This is a genomic window from Gemmata obscuriglobus (assembly GCF_008065095.1).
In the GTDB taxonomy this organism is placed as follows: domain Bacteria; phylum Planctomycetota; class Planctomycetia; order Gemmatales; family Gemmataceae; genus Gemmata; species Gemmata obscuriglobus.
Window position 1 is genome coordinate 8,921,749 of sequence record NZ_CP042911.1, and the last position, 25,358, is coordinate 8,947,106.

General features: G+C 66.9%; 20 protein-coding genes. 9 read left to right on the forward strand and 11 right to left on the reverse strand.

The genetic code is table 11. The features are described from left to right. Positions 1-398 precede the first annotated feature (398 nt). From GobsT_RS37065 to GobsT_RS40775, 4 genes are all read right to left on the reverse strand, one after another. On the reverse strand, positions 399-2,915 hold the full coding sequence (locus tag GobsT_RS37065) for a U32 family peptidase (protein WP_029601236.1): 2,517 nt from the start codon (positions 2,913-2,915) through the stop codon (positions 399-401). A 145-nt stretch (positions 2,916-3,060) separates the two neighbouring features. After that, a complete protein-coding gene (locus GobsT_RS37070) occupies positions 3,061-4,035 on the reverse strand; it encodes a CPBP family intramembrane glutamic endopeptidase (protein ID WP_109571373.1) in 975 nt (324 codons plus the stop codon). 205 nt (positions 4,036-4,240) lie between these two features. Further along, positions 4,241-4,444, reverse strand: a complete 204-nt coding sequence (locus GobsT_RS37075) for a hypothetical protein (protein WP_010049469.1) — start codon at positions 4,442-4,444, stop codon at positions 4,241-4,243. Continuing rightward, positions 4,445-4,573: a hypothetical protein gene (locus GobsT_RS40775; protein WP_010049468.1), complete on the reverse strand. Its 129-nt coding sequence runs from the start codon at positions 4,571-4,573 to the stop codon at positions 4,445-4,447. 119 nt (positions 4,574-4,692) lie between these two features. On the opposite strand from GobsT_RS40775, the gene GobsT_RS37080 reads away from it, so the two are divergent. After that, positions 4,693-6,759 carry a PPC domain-containing protein gene (locus tag GobsT_RS37080; protein WP_010049466.1) on the forward strand — a complete coding sequence of 689 codons (2,067 nt, stop codon included), beginning with the start codon at positions 4,693-4,695 and terminating at the stop codon, positions 6,757-6,759. Positions 6,760-6,836: 77 nt separating this feature from the next. Here the strand turns inward: GobsT_RS37080 and GobsT_RS37085 are convergent, their stop codons facing one another. Next, positions 6,837-9,284 carry a YXWGXW repeat-containing protein gene (locus GobsT_RS37085; protein ID WP_010049463.1) on the reverse strand — a complete coding sequence of 816 codons (2,448 nt, stop codon included), beginning with the start codon at positions 9,282-9,284 and terminating at the stop codon, positions 6,837-6,839. 260 nt (positions 9,285-9,544) lie between these two features. Here GobsT_RS37085 and GobsT_RS37095 point away from each other — a divergent pair, with 260 nt between their 5' ends. Further along, a complete protein-coding gene (locus tag GobsT_RS37095; RefSeq protein WP_029600604.1) occupies positions 9,545-10,987 on the forward strand; it encodes an IS66-like element ISGob4 family transposase in 1,443 nt (480 codons plus the stop codon). A gap of 150 nt (positions 10,988-11,137) precedes the next feature. Here GobsT_RS37095 and GobsT_RS37100 read toward each other — a convergent pair whose 3' ends face one another. Further along, a complete protein-coding gene (locus GobsT_RS37100) occupies positions 11,138-12,571 on the reverse strand; it encodes a BBP7 family outer membrane beta-barrel protein (RefSeq protein WP_157507101.1) in 1,434 nt (477 codons plus the stop codon). 694 nt (positions 12,572-13,265) lie between these two features. On the opposite strand from GobsT_RS37100, the gene GobsT_RS37105 reads away from it, so the two are divergent. Then, positions 13,266-13,604, forward strand: a complete 339-nt coding sequence (locus tag GobsT_RS37105; RefSeq protein ID WP_010051472.1) for a PEP-CTERM sorting domain-containing protein — start codon at positions 13,266-13,268, stop codon at positions 13,602-13,604. Between the two features lie 812 nt (positions 13,605-14,416). On the opposite strand, the gene GobsT_RS37110 is transcribed toward GobsT_RS37105, so the two are convergent. Continuing rightward, positions 14,417-15,589 carry a DegT/DnrJ/EryC1/StrS family aminotransferase gene (locus GobsT_RS37110; protein ID WP_010047740.1) on the reverse strand — a complete coding sequence of 391 codons (1,173 nt, stop codon included), beginning with the start codon at positions 15,587-15,589 and terminating at the stop codon, positions 14,417-14,419. Between the two features lie 134 nt (positions 15,590-15,723). Between GobsT_RS37110 and GobsT_RS37115 the strand changes: the two genes are divergently transcribed. Further along, positions 15,724-16,617, forward strand: a complete 894-nt coding sequence (locus GobsT_RS37115; protein WP_010047735.1) for a glycosyltransferase family 2 protein — start codon at positions 15,724-15,726, stop codon at positions 16,615-16,617. Positions 16,618-16,830: 213 nt separating this feature from the next. On the opposite strand, the gene GobsT_RS37120 is transcribed toward GobsT_RS37115, so the two are convergent. Further along, positions 16,831-17,706 (reverse strand): LysR family transcriptional regulator, encoded by an 876-nt coding sequence (locus GobsT_RS37120; protein ID WP_010047734.1) that lies wholly within the window; start codon positions 17,704-17,706, stop codon positions 16,831-16,833. 167 nt (positions 17,707-17,873) lie between these two features. Between GobsT_RS37120 and GobsT_RS37125 the strand changes: the two genes are divergently transcribed. From GobsT_RS37125 to selA, 3 genes are all read left to right on the forward strand, one after another. Next, a complete protein-coding gene (locus GobsT_RS37125) occupies positions 17,874-18,101 on the forward strand; it encodes a hypothetical protein (RefSeq protein ID WP_010047731.1) in 228 nt (75 codons plus the stop codon). Positions 18,102-18,382: 281 nt separating this feature from the next. Further along, positions 18,383-19,234 (forward strand): DUF1559 family PulG-like putative transporter, encoded by an 852-nt coding sequence (locus tag GobsT_RS37130; protein ID WP_010047729.1) that lies wholly within the window; start codon positions 18,383-18,385, stop codon positions 19,232-19,234. 96 nt (positions 19,235-19,330) lie between these two features. Beyond that, positions 19,331-20,728, forward strand: coding sequence for an L-seryl-tRNA(Sec) selenium transferase (gene selA, locus GobsT_RS37135; RefSeq protein WP_010047728.1), 1,398 nt, complete (start codon positions 19,331-19,333; stop codon positions 20,726-20,728). On the opposite strand, the gene GobsT_RS37140 is transcribed toward selA, so the two are convergent. Continuing rightward, complete coding sequence (locus tag GobsT_RS37140) at positions 20,694-21,077, reverse strand: HTTM domain-containing protein (RefSeq protein ID WP_010047727.1); 384 nt, start codon at positions 21,075-21,077, stop codon at positions 20,694-20,696. The two genes, selA and GobsT_RS37140, sit on opposite strands and share 35 nt — an antisense overlap. Before the next feature lie 36 nt (positions 21,078-21,113). On the opposite strand from GobsT_RS37140, the gene GobsT_RS37145 reads away from it, so the two are divergent. Further along, on the forward strand, positions 21,114-22,037 hold the full coding sequence (locus tag GobsT_RS37145; RefSeq protein WP_063744633.1) for an alpha/beta hydrolase: 924 nt from the start codon (positions 21,114-21,116) through the stop codon (positions 22,035-22,037). Between the two features lie 23 nt (positions 22,038-22,060). Then, positions 22,061-23,179 (forward strand): cysteine desulfurase family protein, encoded by a 1,119-nt coding sequence (locus GobsT_RS37150; protein WP_010047723.1) that lies wholly within the window; start codon positions 22,061-22,063, stop codon positions 23,177-23,179. Positions 23,180-23,310: 131 nt separating this feature from the next. Here the strand turns inward: GobsT_RS37150 and GobsT_RS37155 are convergent, their stop codons facing one another. Next, positions 23,311-24,549 carry a BaiN/RdsA family NAD(P)/FAD-dependent oxidoreductase gene (locus GobsT_RS37155; protein ID WP_109571371.1) on the reverse strand — a complete coding sequence of 413 codons (1,239 nt, stop codon included), beginning with the start codon at positions 24,547-24,549 and terminating at the stop codon, positions 23,311-23,313. 108 nt (positions 24,550-24,657) lie between these two features. After that, positions 24,658-25,140, reverse strand: a complete 483-nt coding sequence (locus tag GobsT_RS40880; RefSeq protein WP_238323577.1) for an FAD-dependent oxidoreductase — start codon at positions 25,138-25,140, stop codon at positions 24,658-24,660. Between the last annotated feature and the right edge of the window lie 218 nt (positions 25,141-25,358).

Sequence of the window (25,358 nt, forward strand, 5' to 3'; positions counted from 1 at the left end):
TGTACCGATTGAGCTAACGCGCTCACCAATCCTCCGTCCCGTTGCAACGTGTAAGCGGCTAAGGAAGCCCGCTGACAGTCTCGGCACAGCGCCTCAGAGTCGGCGGATTGGGAGCCGTCCTGTCGGAGCCTTAACCCGAAGAGCCGTTGAAAGTTGTTCGCGCGCTGGCGGGCCGTCCGGTGTGCCTTTTCCAGCTCACGCGCGTGAGCGGCATTGTCTGCGTACAGCTCGGCCACCTCGACCCCGGACCGCGAGTCCTTGTCGAGCAAAGTCCACACGCGGCGGCAGCAAGCGACGGCCAACAGGCGGGCCTTCCGCGCCCCCGCGAGGTCAACGTGCGGTGCCATCGTCCAAGGTTCATCGCACGCGAGCCATTCCGCTTCGGTCATCGGTTGGCCTCACAACAAGTTCAGCGTTCCCCTCGTTACCCCTAACTGGTTCAGCGCCCGAAGCTGTCGCCACGTTTCGCGGCCATCGTCCACGCCCGCAACCACCCGTGCGTACCGCGTCAGCAGCGGCCCCACCTGCGCCGGCGCCTCACGCAGCAGGTCCACGCGGAACCGTGCTAACCCCAGCTCGCGCATCCGGCTCACGTACTCCGCGGCACTCTGTGCGGCGCTGTTGAACACAGTGTTTCGGCAGCCCGTGTCCGGCAGCACCGGGAACGGAGCGCCAACCCGGTCCCGTAACTCGACCTTGTGCACCTCGCAGGGGCGCCCGCAATCGCGGTGATCCTTGCCGGTACTCAGGAACGCCGCGAACACACAGTGCTCCATGTGGAACATGGGCATATGTTGGTGAATCACCGGCTCGAACCATTCCGGCCGCGATCGCCGCACCATTGACACAAGTTGATCCCAGTTCAGATCGTAACTCGGCACCAACCGTTCCAGGCCGGCTTCCAGAAGCACACTTGCCGTCAGTTCGTTCGCGACGTTGAGGCTGAAATCACCGACCAGTCGCGCGTGCGGCAACTGCTCCCGGAAATAGCTGATCGATGCGAGGTTGCGCACCAGAACGATGTCGGGCTCGGCCCGCGCGACAAGCGACTGAAACCCGTCTTCCCCCGGCTTCCACACCCGCACCGGCGCCAGCCCGACCGGCACGCCCGCGGCACGTGCCCGCGGGACCGCGTCCTTGTACCGGCGCAGGTCCTCGAAGTCGCAGTACACCGCAGCCAGTTTGGGAAGACCGTCGGGCGGCGCCCACGCGAGTACGGCGTCGAGTTGATCCAAATTGCGCACGAGAACGGTGAGCGAAGCGCCGCCCTCGCGATCATCCACCCGCATGCTTCTGCTCGGCAGGAGCGAGAACTCCCGTCGCAGTTCCTCCAGCGCGTTGGGGTTGTTGATCGCGTGTTTACGCCCGGCGCTCCGCGCTTCCGCGAGTGCGGTCGCGCCTTGTCGGCGCAAGTCGTTCAGCACGCTCCGCGGCAGCATCACGCCCGCGGGCAGGTCGAGCGATACTTCGTCCAGTTCAAACGGCGTATCCCCGAGCCGCGACAGTTGCTCCCGCACCTCTCCGGCCGAAGTCGGCTGTTTGCGGGCTAACTCGAGTGGTCCGGCCCACGCCGCAGAGGATTCGCTCGCACCATCGATCAGGGTCAACGTGAGAGTGCCACCAATCGCACCCTCCAGGCGCGCCCGGACCGGCACCCGACGGGCGGGTTTATCCTGCGAATAGCTTTGCTCCAACCGCTTGCGCAGCGCGGGATCGTCCGTCTTGTACACGTCGCACCCGACCGCCACCGATGCGAGGTCGACCGCACCGTCGGCGAAGTACAGTTCCACCTGCGCGGGCGCCGCACGACGGACGCTCCACACACGACCGCCCGGCTCTTGCGTGTCCGGCCGCCCCAAGTCGAACAGGACACCGTCGCCGGGCTTGACGAGATCGTCGAACGCCTCGGCCAGTTCCACCCGCGCGCCCCCGCGCACGAACCCGGACACGCGCCCGAGGCGCACCCCGCGGCTTTTGGGGAACCGCCCGCGAACGAGCATCTGGTGGTTCACGCCTTCCAGAAACCCCGGCGTCAGCCCGCGGCTGAACGTTTGCGCCAGGTCCAGTTGCTCGCGCCGCGGCAGCGTGAATGCGCGATCCGCGAGCTTCGTGTCGAGCGCCTTGCGATATGTCTGCGTGGTCGCGGCGACATACGGGCCGCCCTTCAGTCGGCCCTCGATCTTGAACGAGATCACCCCGGCGTCCACCAAATCGCCGATGAGGTCGAACGCGGCCAAGTCTTGAGGGCTGAGCAGGTACGCGCGGTCGCCGAGGTCGCGCGCCTGCCCGTCGACGATCATCTCGTAAGGGAGCCGACACGCCTGCGCGCACTGCCCGCGGTTCGCGCTGCGCCCGCCCAGCGCCTCGCTCGTCAGGCACTGCCCGCTGTACGCCACGCACAGCGCGCCGTGAACGAACACCTCGACCGGGGTGACGGTGTTCGCGGTCACTTTCTGAATGTCCGCCAGGGACAGTTCGCGCGCGAGTACGACCCGCTCGACACCGAGTTCTGTGACGAACGCGATGCCGCGCGGCTCCGTCAGCGTCATCTGCGTGCTGCCGTGGACCGGCAGCGTCGGGGCGAGGCGCTTGATGAGTCGCACCAGCCCCAAATCCTGCACGATAACCGCGTCAACCCCGGCACCGGCGATCCGCTTCACAAACTCCGCGACCGCTTCGAGTTCGTCCGAGAAAATGAGCGTATTGAGGGTCACGAACCCTTTCACGTTCCGCCCGTGGAGGAACCGCATCACGTCAGACAGTTCGTCCGGTGCGAAGTTGGCAGCGCGTGCGCGCGCGTTAAAGTTGGACAGCCCGAAGTAGACCGCGTCGGCCCCGTTCGCGACCGCGGCGCGCATCGCGTCCCAGTCACCCGCGGGGGCCAAAAGCTCGGGCTTTGTGTTTGGAGCAGACATGCCAGGATTGTAGCAGAAAGGCGAAAAGCAATATTATCCGCCGGCCGACGCGGGCGGACACCGATTTCGGAAACAGAAGCACCCTTCCGTCTCCGAAATCGGTGTCCGCCCGCGTCGGCTGACGGGGCGGATCAGTTCCGGCTTCTCAACCGAACGGTCGGTACGCGTCGTAGGCGACGACCGCAAGGTTGTGCAAGAAGTGCAGGAGTACGGCCAGCGGCAGTCCGCCGTACACGCGGGCGTATCCAAGGAACCCGCCAACCAGGAACAGGTACGGCATTCCGAGGATGTTCCCGAGGTGCGCACCGGCGAACGCCACGGCGGTGAGCCAGATCGCCAAGTGAACGTTCAACGATTTTCGCAGCACGCCGAGCGTCATTTGGCGGAAAAACAGCTCCTCCACAATGCCCGGCTGGACACAGATCAGCAGCACCGTAATGAGGGTCAGCTTCATCCGCTCCGGCTCGGGCGCGCCGAGCGGCTTGAGCAGTTCGCGCAGAAGTGTGAAGAACGCCAGGTTCAGGACCAACAGGAGGCACAGGAGCGGGAACGATGCGGCCCAGGTGAGGGCCGCCGTACCCTCCGGCACCTTTTGCCGCGCCGCCTTCCAAACGAGGCCCAGAGCGAGCAGCGTGAGCCCCGTGGTCACGACCTCGGCGAACGCCTGCCCGGCGATGAGGTCGTCGCCCTCGGTCATTCCGCCGAGTGCCACGAGCACCGCACACCCGACCAGCGACGCGAGGAGCCCGAAGTACGCCACCGGTACGACGACCAGCGGCGGAATCAGGTACGGGCGCCGCACCGGGATCGCGTACTCGGGGCGGGGCGGGCGCCGGCCTTCGTACTCGTCGCCGGGCGCGCGGACCGGCCGGGCGCGGGGCGGGCGCCGCGGACGACCACGGGGCGCGGCACCGAGTTGGTTGCCGCACCACGGGCACTGCCCAGCGACCGGTTCGGCCGTCTCCCCGCACCGACGGCACAGCAGCCGCTGTATCGGATAAACGATCGGCACACCGTCCGCCTCGTTGCTGGTCGCCGAATCACGTTTGGCGCCGGAGGCACCGCTCCCGAGCAGAGACGGGACCGGCTCGGCAAAACGGTCGGTGTCGTCGGGCGGCATGAATGTTCCGACGGTCAGAGCTTGCTCGCGCAGTGGGAACCGAGAGGCACCAAATTGTAGCAAACCAATCAAGGGCACTGGCAACAGTTATCCCGCGATTGCGGCACTTTTCTCAAAGCCGCCCAGGCCGCTCCTGGGAGTCCAGAAGGTGCCGGGCGCGCCGAACCGGCTTCCACGCCATCGGCGCGCCGCACAGAGAGCCGGCTCACTTTTCCGCCGGCGCGGTCAGCACCGTGATGTCACCGGAGTAGCGCGGCGCCAGCACCTGCGTCACCTCTTCGAGGTCGAACTTCGCCCCCCTCTTCAGAGTAAACTTCGCTTGCCGGGTCTTGCCGTTGGTCGTGATCGTGTCGGGCTCTACCCACGGTAGAGTCGCGAGCCGCTCTTTGACGGCTTGCGGGCACGTCACTCACGTCATGTCGGGCACTTTGAGCACCACCTGGTTCGGCGCGTCGGTCGGCATCGGCTCGTCCGACCCGCGCGGCGCCGGCGCACACCCGGCCAACGCGAGAACAAGAACCATCGCACCTGCACGCATGAAATCGCCTCCGAGAGATAAACTCGAAGTAGTTTAGACGCGCCCGCGCCGCGGGGCACAAACTTGTTTGCAGTCCCTGAAGGGATTACGCTGCAAATACGCCCGTAGGAGCCGCCCCCATGTTCGCGCGCCGCCTCGCTGCTACTCTCGCTCTGCTGCTCGCCGCGGGATCGGCGAGCGCCCAACCCGGTCCGCAATTGTTGACCGTGTTCCCGCCCGGGGCAAAGGCGGGCGGCGCCGTAGAAGTGACGTTCGCGGGCGTTGGTTTCGATGGCGACGAGAAGTTGCTGTTCAGTGCGAAGGGCTTTACCGCCGAGCGCGTCGGCGTAGCGACTGCCGATCCCAAGGCGCCGAAAGGCGCACCTGCCGCGAGCGTGAAGTTCAAAGTCACCGCGCCGAGGGGATTCGCTGGGACGTGCGATGTCCGTGTGGTAAGCAAGAGCGGCCTGAGCAACCCGCGCGCGTTCGCCGTCGGCAGCGACACGGAGGTGAACGAGGTCGAACCCAACAACGACGTACCGCAGGCTCAAAAAGTCGAACTCGACACGACGATCAACGGCGTCGTGTCGGCGCCAACGGACGTGGACTTCGTGACCTTCAAGGCGAAGGCCGGTCAGAACGTCGCGGTGTACTGCCTCACGACGAGCATCGACAGCCGGATGCAAGCCGACTTGATGGTGAGCGACTCCGAGAGCCGCCAACTCGCCTCGAACCGCAACTACAGGGGCGGCGACGCGGTACTCGACTTCAAAGCTCTGAAAGACGGCGACTACACCGTGCGCGTGTCCCAATTCGCGTACACGACCGGCGGCCCGGACCACTTCTACCGGCTCACGATCACAACCGCACCGCGGGCGTCCGCGACCTTCCCGCCAGTTGCCGAAGAAGGCGCCGGTTTGGCGTCGTGGCCCCTCGCCCCTTCGGCCGCGATGGTCGATCTGTTCGAACCGCCTTCGCGTGGTGGAACGCCACGGCTGATGGCAGCGAACCCGATCGTAGCTGACGCCGGTACGAACCTCACTGCGGCCGAAGCACAGCTCGTCAAGGGGCCGTGTGACATCGCCGGGCGCATCGCCAAGAAAGGCGAGCGACACTGGTACAGTTTCGCCGCGAAGAAGGGCGACGTGTGGACGCTCGAAGTGTTCGCGGAGCGCATCGGCTCCCCCGTCGATGCGTACTTCATTCTCACGGACGAAAAGGGCAAGGTGATCGTCGAACAGGACGACGGTGCGGACACACTGAGCCCGAACCAGTTCTACACCAAGTCCGACGACCCCGGCCGGTACCGGTTTGCGGTACCGGCGGACGGCACTTACAAGGTGATGGTGTCCACGCGCGAGGCGGCCGTACAGTTCGGCCCGCGGGACCAGTACGTGTTGCGGATCGCAAAGGAGAAACCGGACTTCCGCCTGGCGGTAATGCCACTGACGCCACACGTCCCGGATGCCGGCACACTCACCGCGGGCAGGGCAGTCGCGCTCGTGGTGTACGCATTTCGGTTCGACGGCTTCGACGGCGCGATCGAACTCGGTGCCGAGCAACTGCCCCGAGAAGTAAAGTGCCCGAAACAGGTCATCGGCCCGGGACAAACGCGCGGCGTGCTGGTACTCACCTGCGAGAAGCCCGCAGCGGACTTCGACGGATTCGTCACGATCACCGGAACCGCAGGCAGTTTGAAGCAAACGGCGCGGCCCTTCAGTGTGACGTGGCCCGTGCAGGGACAACAGGCGAACCAGCCGCCGCCGAACAGCCCGGTACTGACCCGCATGGACCGCGGCCCCGGATTGGCCCTCGCGATCCGCGGAACAGCGCCGTTCGTTCTTACGCCAACCGAAACGGCGTTTAAGGTGAAGGGCGGCGGTAAGGTCGATGTCACGCTGAAAATCACGCGCGACACCAGCTTCAAGGAACCGGTCGCGATTTACGTTGCCACCCCGGGATTCGGGCCGCGCCCGCAGGGGAACCAACCGTTCCCGGTAGTCGGTACTGCGCAACCCAATAGTACCGATATCAAGTTGAACATCGATGTACCCGCGAACCTGCCATCGGGGACACATACGCTCGTGCTGCGCAGTCAGAGCGGAGCGCCGAACCCGAAGGGCAACAACAGTGCCCCGCGCCCGCTCCCGAACTTCGCGGTGACGCCGCTTACCGTGACAATCGAAGGTGTCCCAAAGAAGAAATAGCCGTGGCCTTAACAGCGACGACGTGCGGGAAAGCCAGCAAGTGTCGGCGCTACCGCATGTCTTCGCTACGTCACGAGTTACTCATCTGACTTCTTGCCCCGCTTCTCGCCGGCCGACGGTGATCTCGGCGGCGCGCTCGGGCGCGACGGAGTTGCCGGGGGCGCAACAGTCGGTCGGGGCGACACGGAAGGCGACTGAGCGGTCACGGGTCGCGATGATGGCGGCGCGGCCGGGGCTGGGGCCGGCTGTGGGCGCGGCTGAACCGGCTGTCTCGGCGTCGGCTGTGGGACCGGTGGCGCGACCGACGCTTTCGGCGTTGGTTGAACCGCCGGTGTGGGCACTGAAGCCGGAGGATTCACCCTCGGCGCGGCCGAAGGCGCCGCGGGCGAAGGAGCGAGCGGCTTCGAAGCCGGTGCCACCGGGTTCAGGCGCGGCTGCGTCGGAGCGGCAGGTATGGGCGTCGGTTGTGGGTTCGTCCGCGGCGCCGGCGAGGTCGGCGGATTCACTTTCGGCGCCGGGCTAACCGGTGTGGGTGCCGCCGGCCTCGGTTCCGTCTTCGGCTGCGGACTCGCCGGCGCGGGCGTCGGAGTCGGGTTGATCTTGGGCCGTGCGGGCATGACCGGCTCGGTTGATGGCTTCGGCTCGACACGCGGTGCCGGGTTCGTCGCGGGAGTCGGTTTCGGCTCGACCTTCGGCACCACCGGTTGCGGACGGGTTACGGGGTTCGTCGGCTGGCCCGGATCGACCTTCGGTTGCGGCCGTCCCGTGGAAGCCGCCGGTTGCTTCGGCTCAACCTTCGGTTGCGGAGGCGTCGCCGGATTTATAACGGGGTTAGGGCCAACCGGGGGCCGCGGTTGCGGGTTCATCGCCGGGTTCACCGGCCCGCCACCAGCGGCCGGTTTCGGATCGATCCGCGTCCCCGCGCCGGGGGTACCGCTGCCGTTCGCGCGGAGCGGGTTGGGGGGCGGCGCCTTGTCATCGCTCGCCACCCGCGCCCGGGCGACCGCGGCTTTCGGCACGTCGAGCTTGATCGACTGCGGCCGCGCAACCGGTGGCGCGGCCCCAACGGCCCCGGGTGTAACCACCGGTTGGGGCTTCGACGCGACGGCCGTTTCGAGCTTCGTGCGCTGCGCGGCCACATCACGGAACTGCCGCGCCGCGGTCGCCTCCTCGCGGCGCTGCTCGGCCGCCACCGCCTGGAACTTCGTTCGCTGGAGGTCGGGCGCGACCTTCAGCGGCGCGACCATAGCCACGTTCGCGACGTTCTGGTTCCCGACCGTCGGCGCCCCGTTCACCACCGTGATGTTGTTCGTCACGTTGTTGATGTTCGTCTGCGTGATCTTGTTGATCACCGTGTTCTGCTGGACCAGCGTGGTCGGCGGGCGCACCACGTCACCGCGGTAGCGGCCCGCGTAAATGTCGGCCACGCCGGCGTTCCACCGCGGGCTGTGGCGGTGCTGAACCGAGTAGTAGCTCCACAGCGGGTCGTAACCCCAACTCCGGCCCACGCCGAACCCGATGCTGAACCCGCCGCGCGGGGTAGCAACCCCGCACCACGCCGAGTACCCGCGGTCAACGTACCGCCCGTCGAAGTAGTCGCCGAAGTAGTAGTTCGTGTACCCGCGACGCACGAACAGCGCGCCGGTCATACACGGCTCACTCACGACGTACATGGGCGTGTACACGAACGCCGGCCGCGCGTACACCGGCCGGGTGAACACGACCGGGGCGAACAGCACGCCGCGGGTCGCCAGCGGGTAATCCCAGTAGCCGTCCACGAACACGTAGCCGGCCGGGCTCCAGTGATAACGGGCCGGCACCCATAGCCAGTCGCGCCGGTGCTCGACCCACACGCCCGGGCGCCAGACGTAACGGTTGCGCCACACCCACGACCCCGGCACGTAAACGCTGGTGGCGCTCGGCGCGACAACGGTCGGCCCGATTTCGAGCGACTGCGGCGGTTGCGGCAGGTATTCGATTTCCGGCTGTGCTTGTGGTTGCGCGGGCTGCTGCGGCTGCGCGGGCGCCACCTCCTGCCAGAACCCGGGAACGTACTGCCAACCGCCCTTGGCCTCGCGCCACGATCCGGGCACCCAGACGCGCCCCGGCGGGGGCTGGCGCCAGAACCCGCTGACCCAGATGAACTGGCCGTTCTCCTCGTCCCAGTTCCAGTACCCCGGAATCCACTGGACGTTGTCGCCCTCGGGCTTCTGGTCCGGCGGCAGCTCCTCAATCGGTTCCGGCGGCTGCTTTGCCACAACCGGCGCCGCCGTCGGGGCTTCGGCCGTTGATGCGAACGCTTCGTGAACCGGCCCCTTGGCGAGCACTTCCATCCCGTCGCCCTGGCCGGCTTGCGCGGGTTGCCCCGGAGCCGGGAGCGGTAACGGGACGGGATCGGGTTGCGGTGTGCCGGGCGGGCGCAGCGGGATCGGCTCCTGAGCCGGAACGGTATTGATGACGGCCAGCGCCACCATAAGCGAGCCGAACACGCCGAGGGGCAGCACCTTCAGCACTCGTTCGGTCATTGGGAGATACCTCAAGAAGCAGCGGTGCGAATCGCGTGGGCGTATGACAAACGCGGCAAGGGAGTGAACTTGCGCGTGCCGCGAGCCTCAACCGGTATTCGTGCAAACAGAATACCAATTTATGAGAGAGGTGTAACGCGAAGGAGACTCAGGAAACGTAAGCGTTCATGGGGGTGCGCCACCCGCTTTTGCCCGTCATTTTAGCCCGTTTGGATACGCGGTTGCCACAAGCGGGCATGTTCCGTAATCGAGCAGACGTCATGACGCCTGTTCCTCAACCGCCGGAACTGCCCGATAACTTACCACCGGCGGTGGTGGCGTATATTCGCGCCTTGGAGGCCACGATCACTGCTCTGGTGGCCGAGGTCGCCGAACTCAAGGCCCGACTCAACCAGAGCTCCACCAACTCGTCGAAGCCGCCCTCGTCCGATCCTCCGCAGGTGAAACTGGCCCCGCCCAAGGCCCCTTCGGGGAAGCGTCGGGGCGGGCAACCGGGGCATCCCAAAGCCGAGCGCACGCTCCTGCCACCCGATGAGATCCGGACCCTCAAGCCGTCCGTGTGCCGGGACTGCTCGCGGTCGCTGGCCGGGGACGATCCGGCTCCGGCCATTCATCAGGTCCACGAGTTGCCCGTTATCAAACCCCACGTGACCGAGTATCGGTGCCACCGGCTCCGGTGCCCCCACTGCGGCACGACCACGGTGCCCGCGGTGCCGTCGGAGGCGCGCACCGGATACGGCCCCCGGGCGCAGGCGGTGGCCGCGCTTCTCACCGGCTCGTGCCGTCTGGGCAAGCGGGGCACGAGCCAACTGTTCGACGATCTGTTCGGCCTGCCCCTGAGCCCGGCCATGGTGTGCAAGCTCCAGCACCGAACCGCCGAGGCGCTGAAGCCGGTGGCCGAACAGGCCCTGGTGTACACCCGCGGGCACCCGGCCAACGTGGACGAGACCGGTTGGAAGCAGGGGCGTCAGCGGGCCTGGCTGTGGGCCGCCGTGACCACGTTCGTGGTGGCGTTCCTGATCCGCCGGACCCGGGGCCGGGCCGCCTTTGATGACCTGCGTGCCGGGTCCACGGCCGTGCATACGACGGACCGGTATCCGGTGTACACGCACCTCGACAAGTACAAGCGTCAACTCTGCTGGGCGCACCTGCGACGCGATTTCCAGGCGATGATCGACCGGGGCGGTTCCGGACAGGCGATCGGCGCGGCTCTGTTGGCGTGTTCGGACGCCCTGTTCGAGAACTGGTATCGGGTCCGGGACGGAACCCTCGCGCGGTCCACATGTCGCTCGACCTACATCCCCGCGTTGCGTCGTCAGGTCGGCACGCACCTGCGGAACGGGGCGGCGTGCGGCTGCGCCAAGACCGCCACGACCTGCGCGGAACTGTTGTCGGTCGAGGCGTCGTTGTGGACGTTCGCGCGTGTCGTCGGCGTGGAACCGACCAACAACGCGGCCGAGCGTGAGGTGCGTCACGCCGTGTGCTGGCGCAAAACCAGCTTCGGGACCGACAGCGAACGCGGGAGCCGGTTCGTGGAACGAATCCTCACGGTGATCGCCTCGTGCCGCCGCCAGAAGCGCAACGTCTTGGCGTTCCTCATCGACGCCGTCACCGCACACCGGACCGGCGCGAAGGCACCGACGCTCGTTCCAGCTGAAGCTCAACAACAGAACGTTGTGAATCCGCTACTCGCCAACTGTTGATACACTGCCGCATCACCCGTGAACGCTTACCAGGAAACAAGTGAGATTGGTACGTTTCAAGTCCGGAAGGCGCACGTCGTGGCGGAAGACCTGACAATTTAGGTCTTCCGCCACGACGTGCGCCTTCCGGACTTGAAACGTACCGAAAAACTACCATCGCAGTTCCATCCCGAACTGGAGGCCGTTGATCGCGAGGTCGGACTGTTTGAACAGCGGACGCGGCCGGTACTGGCCCGAGAACCCCGCCGGCAGGCCGTTCGGCACGAACGTGAGGTCTACAACGTGGTCGATCTGGTCCCCGGGTCGAATCACGTTCGACCAGTAGAGGAAGTTGTACCCGCCGAACACACGAAAGTTCGGCGTTACCCAGTACCCAATATTGAGCGTGAACTCTGGCGCCACACTGAACTTATCGCGTTCAAACCGGCCCAGGTTCGGTCCGGCGGCAAGCAGACCGCCGTTGTTGAACACCACCGGGGCGCCGCCCGGTTGCTGGCGCACCTGAGACCCGCTGATTTCCAGCTCTTGATGGGTCGCACCGAGCGCCACCGAGGCGCGTGCGTCCAGGTCCCACCGGCCCCAGCGCCGCTCATACGCCATCCCGACCTGACCGCCGTGGAACTGGTTCCGCGTGGCGAACCGGTCCTGAACCACGATCTGCGTTCCGATCGGGTCCGGGATCAGAAGCCGCGTCCCACCGGAGCCGATTACGGTGATGTTCTCGCGAATGGTCAAGCTCTCGCGCAGGTTCAGGTGCCGGTAACCCGCGAACACCTCCGACCGCGCCGCACAACCTTTAATCCAGCACCAGCGGGCGTTAACGTCCGCCCCCCAGAGCCGGCTGTCGGCCTCGACCGTCAGCGCCCCGCGCAGGATGTCGGGCACCGCGACGGCCTCGCCGTTCTCGCCGAGGGGCTGGTTCGTCCCCGGAATTAGGTTCGGAGCGTAAATCGGTCGCGTGATGAGTGGGAACCGATCCGGACTAATGGTCGTGCTACCCGACCGGTTACCCAGAAAGAAGAACCCGGCGTCGATCCCGCACGACTGCGCGTCGTCGAGCCAGGCTCCGGCCCGGAACCGGAACCCGCTCCGGGTGCTGTCAAGAAACGCCCCCGGACCAACAAGCGCCGTGGTTCCGGGCTCACCAAGGTAGCCGTTCAGCGCGGTGTTGGCGTTGGTGGTCGCGAGCACCGGCGTGGCGAACCCCGGAAGCCACCATTGGAGGTACTCGGCGCGTGCGAAGAACCGGTTTGACAGTCCGGCGTCCAGTTCGTCCGCAACACTCAGATCGCGCGAGTTCCCGACCACCTCGCGCAGCGGCGGGTAGTCCCGCGACAGGCGCACCGGCGGCGAGCCGAACGTCCCGCGGCCCTGCTTCGGAGTATCAAACGCGCCAGCCGGGTACATGAGTTCTGCCGGCGCGGGCTCCAACTCGGGCTGCGGTTGCGTCTGCGGCACCGAACGCGGAGTCGGCAGCGGGTTCACGCCCTTCCAGTCCGGAAACAGGCCCGGCTGTTGCGGCGGGTTCATCATCGGCGGTTCGGCCGACTTCGGGCGCACGGGGTCGTCGGACTTCGGACGCACCGGCTCCGGTTGCGGCTCAAAAGCCTCGCGCGGCGGTTCCGTGACCACAGCCAGATCCGGGCGTGCGGCCGGCGGTTCTGATACGCCAGGCGCGACTCCCGGATTGGGAAGTTCCGGAATCGCCGGGAGCGGCCCGAGGGACTCCCCGCGCGGCCCGGCAGACTCGGAAGGTGGCGGTACGGGTTGCGAAAGCGGAACCGGTCCCGGAGGCGCGGCCCGAAAGGTCGGCTGCGGCTCTTTCGCCGCGGTTTGCACGACACCAGGCGTTGAGCCCCGCACCGGGAGCCAAATGACCCCCGAGTCCGTTGCAGGCGGTGTGCGCAGCGCGGCCGGAAGCAACCCCGGTTCGCCCGCCCGAGGGGCAGACGGCGCGGGAGGAGCGCCGACGGGGCGCCAATCACCGTCGGCCGAGAGTGCCGACCCGGCGGTCAGTGCGAGTCCCAGCCCGATCGCTTTAACCCGGAAGCGCTTCATGCCCGCCGCCCTCGATCACGGTTCACCCCCTTGATTCGGCTCGCGGGACGTGCAACCCACAAACTTTCTCGGATCGTCGCGCACAGATTTTCCGGCACCTCTTCGCCAATCTCACAGGCTTGCCTCGATCGCCACTCGGCCCGGCCCCGAGATCGGGTTGACACTAACCGGGCAATTTGGAATGTGCCGATTTGTAAGTCGGCGGAGGAGGGCCGAAACCATGACGACGGCGCGAACACGAGCGAAATACGGGGACCGGCGCATGTGGGGCGCGCTGGCTGTACTTCTCGCCGGGAGCGCACCGGCTCAGGCCTTCTACTGGTACGACTGGCCCGGGAGCCGCGTGCCGCGTGAGCCGACGCTCTTAAACCCGACATCGCTGCTAACGCCGGACACGCCGCGCGAGCCCACCATCCCCAACCCGCCGAGCGGCCCGCCGGTCCCGGTCGACAAACCGCCGATCGGTCCGCCGGAGCACACCCCCGAACCGTCAACGGGTCTGATCGGCCTGATCGGTCTGGGTGCGGTCGCGGCGCGCAAGTGGTGGAAGAAGCGCTAAATCTGGAGCGGGATAACGCCCTACCGTTTGTTGGGGCCGTCGGTCGGATGTTCCGCTTATCGGGCATTGTTCCACCGCCTTTCTCAGATGCTGCACTTCTCGAAGTCCGAGGCACGCCCTTTAGGGCGGCCGGGACTGCGGCTCTCGTCCGGGAGGTGCAGTCACGCGCGCGCATCAAAATCGTCGCAAAATATCTCGCATCAGCATGTTGCGTCGCTCTAAAGAGCACAACCGGGGCGCCACTCCGCTCGTCCGGCCATCGTATCCGGGGGGTTGAAGCGGTGGATTCGTGGGTAGCGACCGGGTAGTCCGCGGCCGGTTTGCCGCCAGTGAATGTCTCGTCGGCACCCCAGCGCGACACCCAGGTGTGAGGCAGGAGCCCCGTTGCGTTGCCGGTTCAGCAAGAAGCGGTTAGCCGTTCGGGTAATTCTCGGACGCGGTCCGCAGGTAGAGCCGGCGATCGGTGGGGACATCTGGTGCATCAACCGGCTGATGGCAGCGGACGTGCTGCGGCACCGGGCCGCCGCCGGACGCGATTTGATTGCAACTGCCGAATTGGGGTGGGTGGTGTCGAAACGGCACCGCGGGCGCGGTCACAGCAGAAGGCACGGGGAAGGTGGTTTGAACTCACCTCGCTCCCGCCTTCTGCGACCACGCCCGCGGTGCCCTTTGCGCAGTTTTGAAGCCGACCGGCTTTGAGAATCGGTCGCGTTTTTCAACCGGCGATTCGATGCACGCCCCGCTGGTAACGTCTGCCGCTCGAATGAACTGCGACGTTATCAGCGGGCGAACCTGCCTGTGTTACTGGCACCTCAAGCCGCGCGGCGGACGGCCTGGCGCAGGTACGCGCTACACACCTCGACCACCCGCTGCTGCTGCGCCTCGGTGATCTCCGGGAAGATCGGCAGCGCCACCACTTCGCCGGTGGACTGCTCGCTAGTCGGGAAGTCGCCGGTGCGGTACCCCAGGTACTTGAAGCACTCCTGCTGGTGCAGGCTGAGCGGGTAATACACCTCGACACCGACGCTGTTGTCCTTCAGGTGCTTGACGAGCGGGTCGCGGTGGTGCGCCGGCACCCGCACCACGTACTGGTTGAACGTGTGCCGGCGGTCCGGCATCGCGACCGGGCGCCGCATGAACCCGTGCAGGTTCGCCCCCTCGATCAGCGCGTCGTACCGCTTCGCGGCCTCTTCGCGCGCCACCAGCCAGCCCGCCACGTGGGGCAGCTTCACGCGGAGCACCGCCGCGTGAACCGCGTCGAGCCGCATGTTGTACCCGACGTACTTGTGGTAGTACTTCACCTCCGACCCGTGGACCCGCAGCGCACGCAGCCGCTTGTCAAGGTCCGGGTCGTCCGTGGTGACCAGACCGGCGTCGCCCAGCGCGCCGAGGTTCTTGGTCGGGTAGAAGCTCATGCACGCGACCGCGCCCAACGTGCCGCACCGCTTGCCCTTGTACTCGCTGCCGAACGACTGCGCCGCGTCCTCCACCATGTACAGGCGGTGGTCGGACGCGATCTCGCCGATCGCGTCCATGTCGCAGCACTGGCCGAACAGGTGAACCGGCATGATCGCCCGCGTGTGCGGGGTGATCTTCGCCTCGATCTGGTTCGGGTCGATGTTGAACGTGAGCGGGTCGACGTCCACGAACACCGGCTTCGCGCCGATGCGGGCGACGGCACTGGCGGACGCGAAGAACGTGAACGGCGGAACGATCACCTCGTCGCCCGGCCCGATGCCGAGCGCGCGGAGGGCGAGCACCAGCGCGTCGGTGCCGGACCCGCACCCGATCCCGTACCGCGCGCCGCAGAACGCCGCGGCCTCCTGCTCGAACGCCGCGACCTCGGGGCCGAGAATGGCCTGGCCCGACCCGAGAACGCGGAGCACGGCCGTGTCGATTTCGTCCTTCAGCCCGCGGTACTGGGCCTGAATGTCGCACAGCGGGACCGGCGCAGAGGGGGTAGGTGCGGTAGATGTCGGTTTCACGTGAGACGCCTCCTGCGCCGCGAAACTCAGAGCCGATTGCGGACCGGGGTTTAACGAAAGCAGGGTATCCCTACGTTACAGAGGGTAAACGTGTCAAGCCGGCTTGCCCGCCGGGGACTTGAGGAACTGCACGAATGACGCCAGCGCCGACGACTCCGGGCACGACCGCCGCCCCCGCTCCGGCCCCGCTCGCCGACCTCGCCCCCGAACTCAAACCGCTGTTGGACCGCATGGCGGCGGACCCGAACACGCGCGCCGCACTGCTCGAACAGTTGCTCGGCGTGAACGCGTGCCGGCAGATCGGCATCTACCCGATCCCGCCCGGGTTCAAGCTGTCGGTGGTGATCCCCGTGTACAACGAGGAGCGCTGGCTGGCCGAGTTGGTGCGCCGGGTGCAAGCGGTCGAGATCCCCAAAGAACTGATCCTGGTGAACGACTTCTCCAAGGACCGCACGCCCGAGATCCTGGCGCAGCTCGAGAAGCAGTACGACAACGTCCGCGTATTCCACCAGCCCCGGAACATGGGCAAGGGCGCGGCCCTGCGCGAGGGGTTCAAGCACTGCACCGGCGACCTGGTGATCGTGCAGGACGCGGACTGGGAGTACAACCCGGCCGAGTACCCGAAGCTCATCCAGCCCATCCTCGACGACAAGGCCGACGTGGTCATCGGGTCGCGGTTCATCGGCGAGAGCCACCGCGTGCTCTACTACTGGCACTCGGTCGGGAACAAGGTGCTCACCACCCTCTCGAACTGGTGTACCAACCTGAACTTGACCGACATGGAGACCTGTTACAAGGTGTTCCGCCGGGAGGTGATTCAGGGCATGAACCTGAAGAGCAACCGGTTCGGGTTCGAGCCCGAGGTGACCGCCAAGATCGCCCGCAAGCGCGCCGGTAAGCCCCGGTGGCGCGTGTTCGAGGTGCCCATCAGCTACAGCGGCCGCACCTACGAAGAGGGCAAGAAGATCGGCATGAAGGACGGGTTCCAGGCCCTCTACTGCATCTTCCGGTACTGGCTCGCCGACTGAACACGCGCCCGGCCGCCTGAGCCACGGGCTTCGGGCTCGTGCCAGCACCTTATTAGCCGTCCGGGGCGGATATCCGTTTTGGACTGATGTCTTTGTGGCGCGGACATTCCTGTCTGTGCCACAATAAACAGCCACCACCACCCGGACCGTGAATCACGAACATCACGCGGGCGGCTCCGGTTCGTCGGGCGGAGCACCCGCTGGCGGTCCCAGTTACCGCTTGGCCATGTCCACGAGCGCCCGCAGCGACGGCGGGCGGAACCGCTGCTTGTGCCACACCGCACACAACGTGCGCACGGGCGTCGGCTTGCCCAGCGGCCGGTACGCGCACTGCTTGCTCGTGTCGGCGGTCGCGGCCATCTCGGGAACGATCGACACGCCCTGGCCCGCCGCGACCATCGCCAGCAGTGTCACGATCTGCTCGCCCCGGCACACCACCCTCGGTTCGAGCCCGCCCCGGTGACACAGGCTCAGCACCTGGTCGCCGAAGCAGTGCATGTCGTCCAGCAGGATGAACGGCTCCTCCAGCACGTCGGCCAGCTTCACCTCGGTCTTGGACGCGAGTTCGTGTTTCGCCGGTAGTGCCATCACCAGCGGTTCCGCGAACAGTTTCTCGACGTGCAACCGGTCGTCGCGGACCGGCATCGCCATCAGCGCCACGTCGAGTTCACCGGCCAACAGGTCGGCCAGCAGCCGCTCGGTGAGGTCCTCCTTCAGTTGCAACTGCACGTTCGGGTGGTCCTTGCGGAACCGCGTCACCGTGCCCGGCAGCAGAAAGGGTGCGATGGTCGGAATCGCCCCGACGCGCAACGACCCGCCCTCCGCGGAGTCGCGGACCGCGCGCTCGGCCTCTTTGACCGCGGCCAGAATCCCCTGGGCGTGTCCCAGCAGCTCCCGCCCGGCGTCGGTGAGGACCACCTTCCGCCCGAGCCGGTCGAACAGCCGCCGGCCCACCCCGTGCGGCTTGCTCTCGAGCCGCATGATCTGCTCGCTGAGCGTCGGCTGGGTCACGTCCTCGCGCTCCGCGGCGCGGGTAAAGCTGCCCGTTTCGGCCACCGCAACGAAATACCGGAGCTGATGAAGCTCCATAGTCGCCTCCGATCAATTCCACGATTTGAATCGTCATATCCTTTTTAGCAGATGTTCAGAACGTGGGAAAGTGCGCCCGGCGGTTGCGGACCGGGCGGCGCGGCGGGACAATCGTGAGGTAACGGAGCGGTAAGGCACTGTTGCTCGGGCACGCACCAGGGGGCCACATGTCGATCGAGGAAGCGGTTGCCAAAGACCTGGTCGGGGTGCTGTTCGTCACGTTCCTGTTCGGCGGTCTGGCGCTGTGGCTCATCGTTGCCACCGTCGCCGACGCCTGGCGCAAGGTCCGCGTCGCCGAGCGGAACGCACGGCTCAAGCAGACGATGATCGAGCGCGGGTACCGGGCCGACGAGATCGTCCGGGTGTTGAACGCGTCCGCGGGCGACGCGCGGTGACGCCGCGACCGGCTGAAAGCCGCGTCCCTGCTCCGGCGAGCGCCGGGCAAAGGGAGTACGAAACGGCTCAAGGGCGGGTGGGATGAGGGCTACAACCTACAAGTCCTACAAGAAATCAAACTACCTGGAGTGCGGTCGCCCTGGGGGCGGTGTCGGTACTCGGGTGACTACTCCCGACTTGGCGCGGTAGATCTCTCCGGCCCGGCCGGCGACCTTCCGCGTGCAAAAAAAGGTCAAACAGGGATGCCGACCTTCTGCTGCTACTTGCACGGAGATTCCTCGTGTCGTTCTTAACACGCGCTTACCCGCGGCGGCGTATCGGCTTCACGCTCATCGAACTCCTCGTTGTGCTCGCCATCATCGCTGTGATGATTGGCCTTCTGCTACCCGCGGTGCAATCGGTGCGGGTCACGGCCAAGCGGATGCAGAACCTGAACAATTTGAAGCAACTCGGGTTGGCCGTTCATCAGTACGCGTCTGCGCGCGGCGGTCGGCTGCCGACATTTCCTTACGAGCAGGTTCCGGGCAGCATTGTACCCAGCACAGTTCACATGCAACTTCTCCCGTACGTCGAGCAGGAGAACCTTTACCGGGCCTACTTTCGACAGGGCACGCCGGTGACGGACTCCTACGTCAAGGTGTTCCGTTCGCCGTTCGATGACACCGACTGGGCCTACAAATCAAGTCTGACGAGTTACGCTTACAACCCGCACGTGATCTCACCCTTTCGCCGGATCGAGGGGATTACCGACGGCACCACCGGGACCATTTTGTTTGCCGAGCGCTACGCCGTTTGTGCCGGCGAGGCGTTCCAGTTCCACAGCCCGATCTCCTACCCATACGGTTCGGCCAGTTCCCAGCGGCCAACGTTCGCGGAATTCGCACGCGGGGATTATTACCCGATCACGAGTGGCGTCCCGCCCGTGAGCGTTGCTTCTGACCGTTCGGTCACCTTTCAAGTCCGGCCGTTGGCGGGCGAGTGCGACCCGAGGCAGTTAAGCACCGGCGACCCCAAGGGGCTGCCCTGCGCCATGGCCGACGGCAGTGTGCGGGTGGTCAGCCGCGGCGTGGCACCGGCGGCCTTCTGGTCCGCCGTCACCCCGGATGCTGGCGAAGTGGTCCCACTCGACTGAGTCGCAGAGTCGGGCGCGGGTACCGGGCCGACGAGATCGTCGGGGTGTTGAGCGCGTCCGCGGGCGACGCGCGGTGACGGCGCGTACACTACCCGCATGAGCGACAACCCGTTCCGCGCCCTCCCGTCCGTCGCCAAGGTGCTGGCCAGTCCCGCGCTCGCGCCCGCACACGAGAGCCACCCGGCCGCGGCGGTCACCGCCCAGGTGCGCGCCGCCCTCGACCGGCTGCGCGACCGGCTGAAAGCCGGTGAACCGCTGTCCGCCGATGTCGATACGATCGCCCGCGAAGCCATGAGCGCGCTCGACGCCCAAAGCCGCCCCCTCTTGCGATCGGTCATCAACGCGACCGGCATCGTCCTGCACACCAACCTCGGGCGCTCGCCGCTCCACGAAGAGGCCGCCCGCGCCGCTTACGAGGCCGCCCGCGGGTACCTCAACCTCGAACTCGACCTCGCGACCGGTAAGCGCTCCTCGCGCCAAAGCCCCGTCCGCGCGGGCCTGAAGGCCGTCACCGGAGCCGAGGGCGCGACGGCCGTGAACAACTGCGCCGCGGCAACCGTGATCGCGCTCCGGGCGATCGCGGCCGGTAAAGAAGTGGTCGTGTCGCGCGGGCAGTTGGTCGAGATCGGCGGGAGCTTTCGCATCCCCGATGTGATGGCGGTCAGCGGCGCCGCGCTGCGCGAGGTGGGCACCACCAACATCACCCGCCTGAGCGATTACGAGCGCGCGATCACGCCCAACACGGCGGCGCTCATGCGGGTGCATTGCAGCAACTACCGCGTGCGCGGGTACACGAAGTCGGTCGAACTCGAAGACCTCGTCGCGCTCGGGCGCAAGCACAACCTCCTCGTGATCGACGACGCGGGGAGCGGCCAGGTCGCCGACCTCACCCCCTTCGGACTGCCCGGCGAGCCGCTCATTTCCGCGAGCGTGTCCGCCGGCGCGGACCTGGTGCTCTTCAGCGGCGACAAGCTCCTCGGCGGCCCGCAGTGCGGGCTCATCGTCGGAAAGGCCGACCTGATTCAGCGCATCGAGAAGGACCCGCTGATGCGCGCGTTCCGGCTCGACAAAATGACCCTCGCCGCCCTCGAAGCGACGCTGTTACTCCACCGCGACGCGAAGAAGGCGGTTCGCGACGTTCCCACGCTCCGGATGCTCACAACCCCGCTCGCCGAGCTGAAGCGGCGGACCGAGTCCTTCGCCGAGTGGGTGCGCGAGATCCCCGGGGTGACGCTCGGCGTGTGGGAGGACGAGGCGTTCGTCGGCGGCGGCTCGCTGCCGGATGTGAGCGTTCCGACGGTGGTGCTGGGGTTGAGTGCGGCGGGCCTGAGCGAATCCGAACTCGCGGCGCGTCTCCGCACAGGAACGCCCGCGGTGATGGCCCGCGTTCAGGACGGCCGCGTCCTCCTGGACCTGCGGTGCGTGCTGGAGCGACAGGAAGCAGAACTGCTCGGCGCGCTCACAATTGCGTGTGCGGAGCACTCACCTTCGTAACACTCCGAGGCCGCGCCCAGCGCTCCCACGGCACGAACAGCACGTAAAACGTCAGCGAGTACAGCGCGAAGTGCCCCACTTCGAGCGTCAGGAATGTGATGATGTGAAACGCCACGCCCATCACCAGGCACAGCACGCGGGTCCGCCGAAACGCGAGCAGCACCGGGAACGCCAGCTCCCAGCCGATCGTGACCCACGAACTCAACCGGTGCGCGAACGGCGGCAAGTACGGGCTCAGGTTCGGCGTCAGCGACCACTCCAGATCGTGGTTCACGAAGTACATCACGTACCCCGTCTGCCACCCCGGGGACACCAGCTTGTAAACCGCGCTGAACACGTACAGGCACACGAACTGAACCAGCCGTCGCGCGACTCGGAGGTTGACATGCCGGTTCCCGGTCGGAAGAGCGCCCGGAGGAGGTGGAGGGTGTGGCTGCTCGCCCTTGGCGCTCTTGGCGCCACATTTTGGCTGCTGGGCTCCTACGCGGCCGCGTACCGGCTCACGCACCGGGCCGGTCCCCAGCAGCCGGAGCCGGCGCCCACACTCGCGTGGGGCCGCATCGAGCCGTTTCGCCTGGCCACCGCCGACGGCCAGGAACTCGGCGCGTGGTTCGTTGATGGGCGCCCCGATCGGCCGCTCGTTCTGTTCCTCCACGGTAACGGCGGGCGCCGGTCCGCGTGCCTCAAGGAGGCGGAACTCATCGCGAGTACCGGGAGCGCGGTCCTGATGATTTCGTTCCGCGCGCACGGGGACTCGACCGGTGACGTGAACGACTTCGGGTACAGCGGACGGCACGACGTGATCGCGGCAGTCGAGTGGCTCCGGGCGCGACACCCCGGGCGCCCGGTGGTCGTTTGGGGGCAGTCGCTGGGATCGGCGGCGGCGGTATTCGCCGCAGAGGAGTTAGGGAACCGGGTAGCCGGCTACATCCTGGAATGCCCCTATCAGGACCTCCGGACCGCGACCCGGAACCGGACCCGTATGTACCTGCCGCCCGGGCTCGAGTTCGTCGCGTACACGGGCTTCTCCGTCGTCGCGCCGATGCTCCTGTCGAACATCAACGACATTTCTCCGCTGACCGCCGCCGCACGAATTCCGGCGTCGGCTCGGGTGCTGGTTCTGGCCGGAAGCGCCGATCGTCGCGCGCGACCGACCGAGGCGGCAGCCATCGCCGACGCGATCGGGGAACGGGCGGAGTTGGTCGTCATCGAAGGTGGCGATCACCTTCACCTCGCCGCGGCTGAACCGGAACGGTACCGGAAGGCGGTGACCGGCTTTTTGGAGCGGTGTGCGCCGGTCGAGAAGTGAGCCGGGTCCGGTAGAATACCGCAATGGAACCGGTGTACCTCGACCACAACGCGACCACGCCGCTCCGGCCCGAAGTGTGGGAGCGGATGCGGCCGCTGATGCTGGAGACGTTCGGGAACCCGTCGTCGGCGCACGCGTTCGGGCGGAAGGCCCGTCAGGCACTCGAAGACGCGCGCGAGAAGGCGAGCGCGCTCCTGGGGGCACACCCCGACGAGCTGACGTTCACCAGCGGGGCGACCGAGGCGAACAACCTCGCGATCTTCGGGCTGCGGCCGGCGCGCGCGGTCGCCTCCCCCATCGAACACCCGTGCGTCGTGGAACCGCTCCGGCGACTGGAAGCGGGCGGCGCGGCGGTCGAGTGGCTCCCGGCGGACGAGCGCGGGGTGATCGCCTGGCGCGAGCCCGCCGCCGACGCCGATCTGGTCTGCGTGATGCTCGCCAACCACGAGACCGGAGCGGTTCAGCCGGTCCGCGCGATCGCGGCCACGCTCCCGAAAGGCACGAAGCTCCACTGCGACGCCGTTCAGGCCGTGGGGAAGATCGGGGTCGATTTTCACGAACTCGGCGCGACCACCCTCACTGCCAGCGCGCACAAGTTCGGCGGGCCGAAGGGGGTCGGGCTGCTGCTCACGAGGCGCGGCACGGACCTGAAGCCGCACACCTTTGGCGGGCACCAGCAGGGCGGCCGGCGCCCGGGTACGGAACCGGTCGCGCTCGCCGTCGGGATGGCCGCGGCGCTAGAGATCGCGACCCGCGACCTCGCTGCGAACCGGGCGGCGCTCGCCGCGCACCGGGCGCGGCTCTGGGACGCCCTGCGGCGCGAGTGCGCGCCCGTTGTGCTGAACGGTCCCGAGATCGGGGCCGCGGACGTGGCACCGGCCGCGCTGAACGTGTCGTTCCCGGGGTGCCGGGCGGACCTACTCCTCATGTCCCTCGACCTGGCCCGGGTCGCGTGCTCGACCGGGTCCGCGTGTTCGAGCGGGAGCCTGTTACCCAGCCCCGTACTGCGGGCGATGGGCGTACCGGACGAGGTACTGAAGTCGGCACTCCGGTTCAGCTTCTCGCCGGCACAAACGAGCGCCGAGATCGACGAAGCGGCAGCTCGCATCGCCCGCTGCGTGCGGATGACGCGCAACGGGTAACGTGAAATCTTTGAGTTCGTCCGGAGGTGCCGCAAACCGGACCCAGTCGTTTCAAGCTGGTCGTATGCTCGCGCCGCACACACAGGAATGTCTGTGCCACAAGAAACAAACACAACTACCCGGACCATGAATCAGAGCTGGCGGCCCGCGAGCCGTCCCGTGCTCCACGCGGACTGGAAGTTGTACCCGCCGATCCAGCCGTCGAGGTCGAGCAGTTCGCCCGCGAAGTACAAGCCCGCCGCGCGCTTGCTCTGCATCGTGCGCGAATCGACCTCGTCCAGGCTCACCCCGCCGGCGGTGACCTCGGCCTTCTCGAACCCGAGTGTCCCGCGCAGCGGCATCCGGAGTCGCTTCGTCGCGCCCACCAGGGCGAGGCGGTCGGCCTTGGCCAGCGCCGCGGCCTTACGGTCCGCCGCCATGCCGCACAGCGCCAGGAGCTGGTCGGCAAGCCGGCGCGGGAGCTTGTCCGCGAGCACCACCGCGAGTTGCTTCTTGCCCGACGCCAGCGACTCGGCTTGCAAGAAATCGTTGAACGCCTGCTCCGGCTCGGTCGGGAGAAAATCGGCTTCGAGGGTCAGTGACCGCGGCTCGGCGTGCCCGCTCACCGCCCGGCTCACGTCCAGCGGCGCCGGCCCGGTGAGGCCGAAGTGCGCGAACAGCATCGAGCCCCGGCGCTGCGTGAGCGCCTTACCCTGCGGGGGAAGCACCTTCAGGTTCACGTCGGGCAGGGTGATGCCGCGCAGCTCGCCGACCCATTCGGGCTGGACCGTGAGCGGCACGAGGGCCGGGCTCTGGCCCACGATCGTGTGCCCGAACTTGGCCGCCAGGGCGTACCCGTCGCCGGTGGTGCCGCACCCGGGGTACGACCGGCCGCCGGTGGTGAGCAGCACCCGCTCGGCGGTTAACGTGCGCGCGGGTGTGAGCACCCGGAACCCGCCGTCGGGGCGCGGCTCCACGTCTTTTACCGGCTCGTTCAGCGCGAGCACGGCCCCGCTCCGCGCGAGCCGCTTCAGGAGCGCGTCGAGGACATCGACCGCACGGTCGCTGACCGGGAACACCTTACCGGTATCCTCGACTTTTGTTGCCACGCCTTCGCCGTTAAAGAACGCGACTGTTTCGCGCGGCCCGAGCGCCGCGAGCGCGGAGTGGAGGAACTTCCCGTTCGGCCCGAACGCCTCAACAATGCCCCGGGCGTCGCAGTCGTGGGTGATGTTGCACCGCGTCCCGCCGCTCATCAGGATTTTGACGCCGGGCTTCTTCCCCTTCTCCAGAAGCAGAACCCGACGCCCTCGCTCGGCAGCATGAATTGCGGCCATCAACCCCGCTGCACCAGCCCCGGCGATGATTGCGTCGTAGTCGAACGTCGTCATGGAAACACCAAGTTACCCGGCCGCTATACTTGATTCGGCGCGCCGTTCAGGAGAATTTGAAGGCATGAACGTCCGACTGATAGCACCCGACACCACTGGCGGCACACGTTACCTCTGGCTCACTCCGGGAGCAGAGTACGAAGTCCTCGGAATTGAGGCCGACTGGTTACGGCTTCTCAACGACCGGGGGGAGCCGGTACTGTACGACCCGGCTTGCTTCGAGATGATCGATCCGACAGAACCGGAAGATTGGGTGTCGGTGGTGGAGGATGGTGTCAGGTACGCGTACCCACCGGCTTGGGGATGCCCCGGCTTCTTCGAGGACTGGCACGACGGGGCTCCAAAAGTCCGCGAACAGTTCTCAACGACTTTGGCCCAGCGGTCTGCGAACTCGTCATCACGATCGTGACGGAGTTCGTTACGTAAAATTTCCCCGCACCGCGTCCCGCCGCTCATGAGGATCTTGACGCCGGGCTTCTTCCCATTTTCCAGAAGCAACACCCGGCGCCCCCGCTCGGCGGCGTGGATCGCAGCCATAAGCCCGGCGGCTCCGGCACCGGCGATAATCGCGTCGTAATCGAAGCTGATCATGGTCACAGGGGACTCCGAATCTGCCGTCAAGCAAAAGACGAATATGCTTATGTCTCACTGGATGGTTCGGCCCATGCGAGTTGAAGCTCCTCCCAGGATTTGTAGCCCTTGACCCAAGGGAACTTCGCCCCTGTCTCCTTGGTCCAGGTCAGGTGAACAAACGCGAGTGGCATCTCAGGATGGGCGGTGAAGAAAAGAAACTCGTTCGGGTCACCACC

Bases quoted from the DNA above. Each gene is read 5' to 3' on its own strand.
- GobsT_RS37125 (WP_010047731.1), top strand. From the start codon at position 17,874: ATGTCGATCGAGGAAGCGGTTGCCAAAGACCTGGTCGGGGTGCTGTTC.
- GobsT_RS37105 (WP_010051472.1), top strand. From the start codon at position 13,266: ATGACGACGGCGCGAACACGAGCGAAATACGGGGACCGGCGCATGTGG.
- selA (WP_010047728.1), top strand. From the start codon at position 19,331: ATGAGCGACAACCCGTTCCGCGCCCTCCCGTCCGTCGCCAAGGTGCTG.
- GobsT_RS40880 (WP_238323577.1), bottom strand. From the start codon at position 25,140: ATGATCAGCTTCGATTACGACGCGATTATCGCCGGTGCCGGAGCCGCC.
- GobsT_RS37145 (WP_063744633.1), top strand. From the start codon at position 21,114: ATGCCGGTTCCCGGTCGGAAGAGCGCCCGGAGGAGGTGGAGGGTGTGG.
- GobsT_RS37150 (WP_010047723.1), top strand. From the start codon at position 22,061: ATGGAACCGGTGTACCTCGACCACAACGCGACCACGCCGCTCCGGCCC.
- GobsT_RS37065 (WP_029601236.1), bottom strand. From the start codon at position 2,915: ATGTCTGCTCCAAACACAAAGCCCGAGCTTTTGGCCCCCGCGGGTGAC.
- GobsT_RS37115 (WP_010047735.1), top strand. From the start codon at position 15,724: ATGACGCCAGCGCCGACGACTCCGGGCACGACCGCCGCCCCCGCTCCG.
- GobsT_RS37095 (WP_029600604.1), top strand. From the start codon at position 9,545: ATGACGCCTGTTCCTCAACCGCCGGAACTGCCCGATAACTTACCACCG.
- GobsT_RS37155 (WP_109571371.1), bottom strand. From the start codon at position 24,549: ATGACGACGTTCGACTACGACGCAATCATCGCCGGGGCTGGTGCAGCG.
- GobsT_RS37120 (WP_010047734.1), bottom strand. From the start codon at position 17,706: ATGGAGCTTCATCAGCTCCGGTATTTCGTTGCGGTGGCCGAAACGGGC.
- GobsT_RS40775 (WP_010049468.1), bottom strand. From the start codon at position 4,573: ATGCGTGCAGGTGCGATGGTTCTTGTTCTCGCGTTGGCCGGGTGTGCG.
- GobsT_RS37085 (WP_010049463.1), bottom strand. From the start codon at position 9,284: ATGACCGAACGAGTGCTGAAGGTGCTGCCCCTCGGCGTGTTCGGCTCG.
- GobsT_RS37080 (WP_010049466.1), top strand. From the start codon at position 4,693: ATGTTCGCGCGCCGCCTCGCTGCTACTCTCGCTCTGCTGCTCGCCGCG.
- GobsT_RS37070 (WP_109571373.1), bottom strand. From the start codon at position 4,035: ATGCCGCCCGACGACACCGACCGTTTTGCCGAGCCGGTCCCGTCTCTG.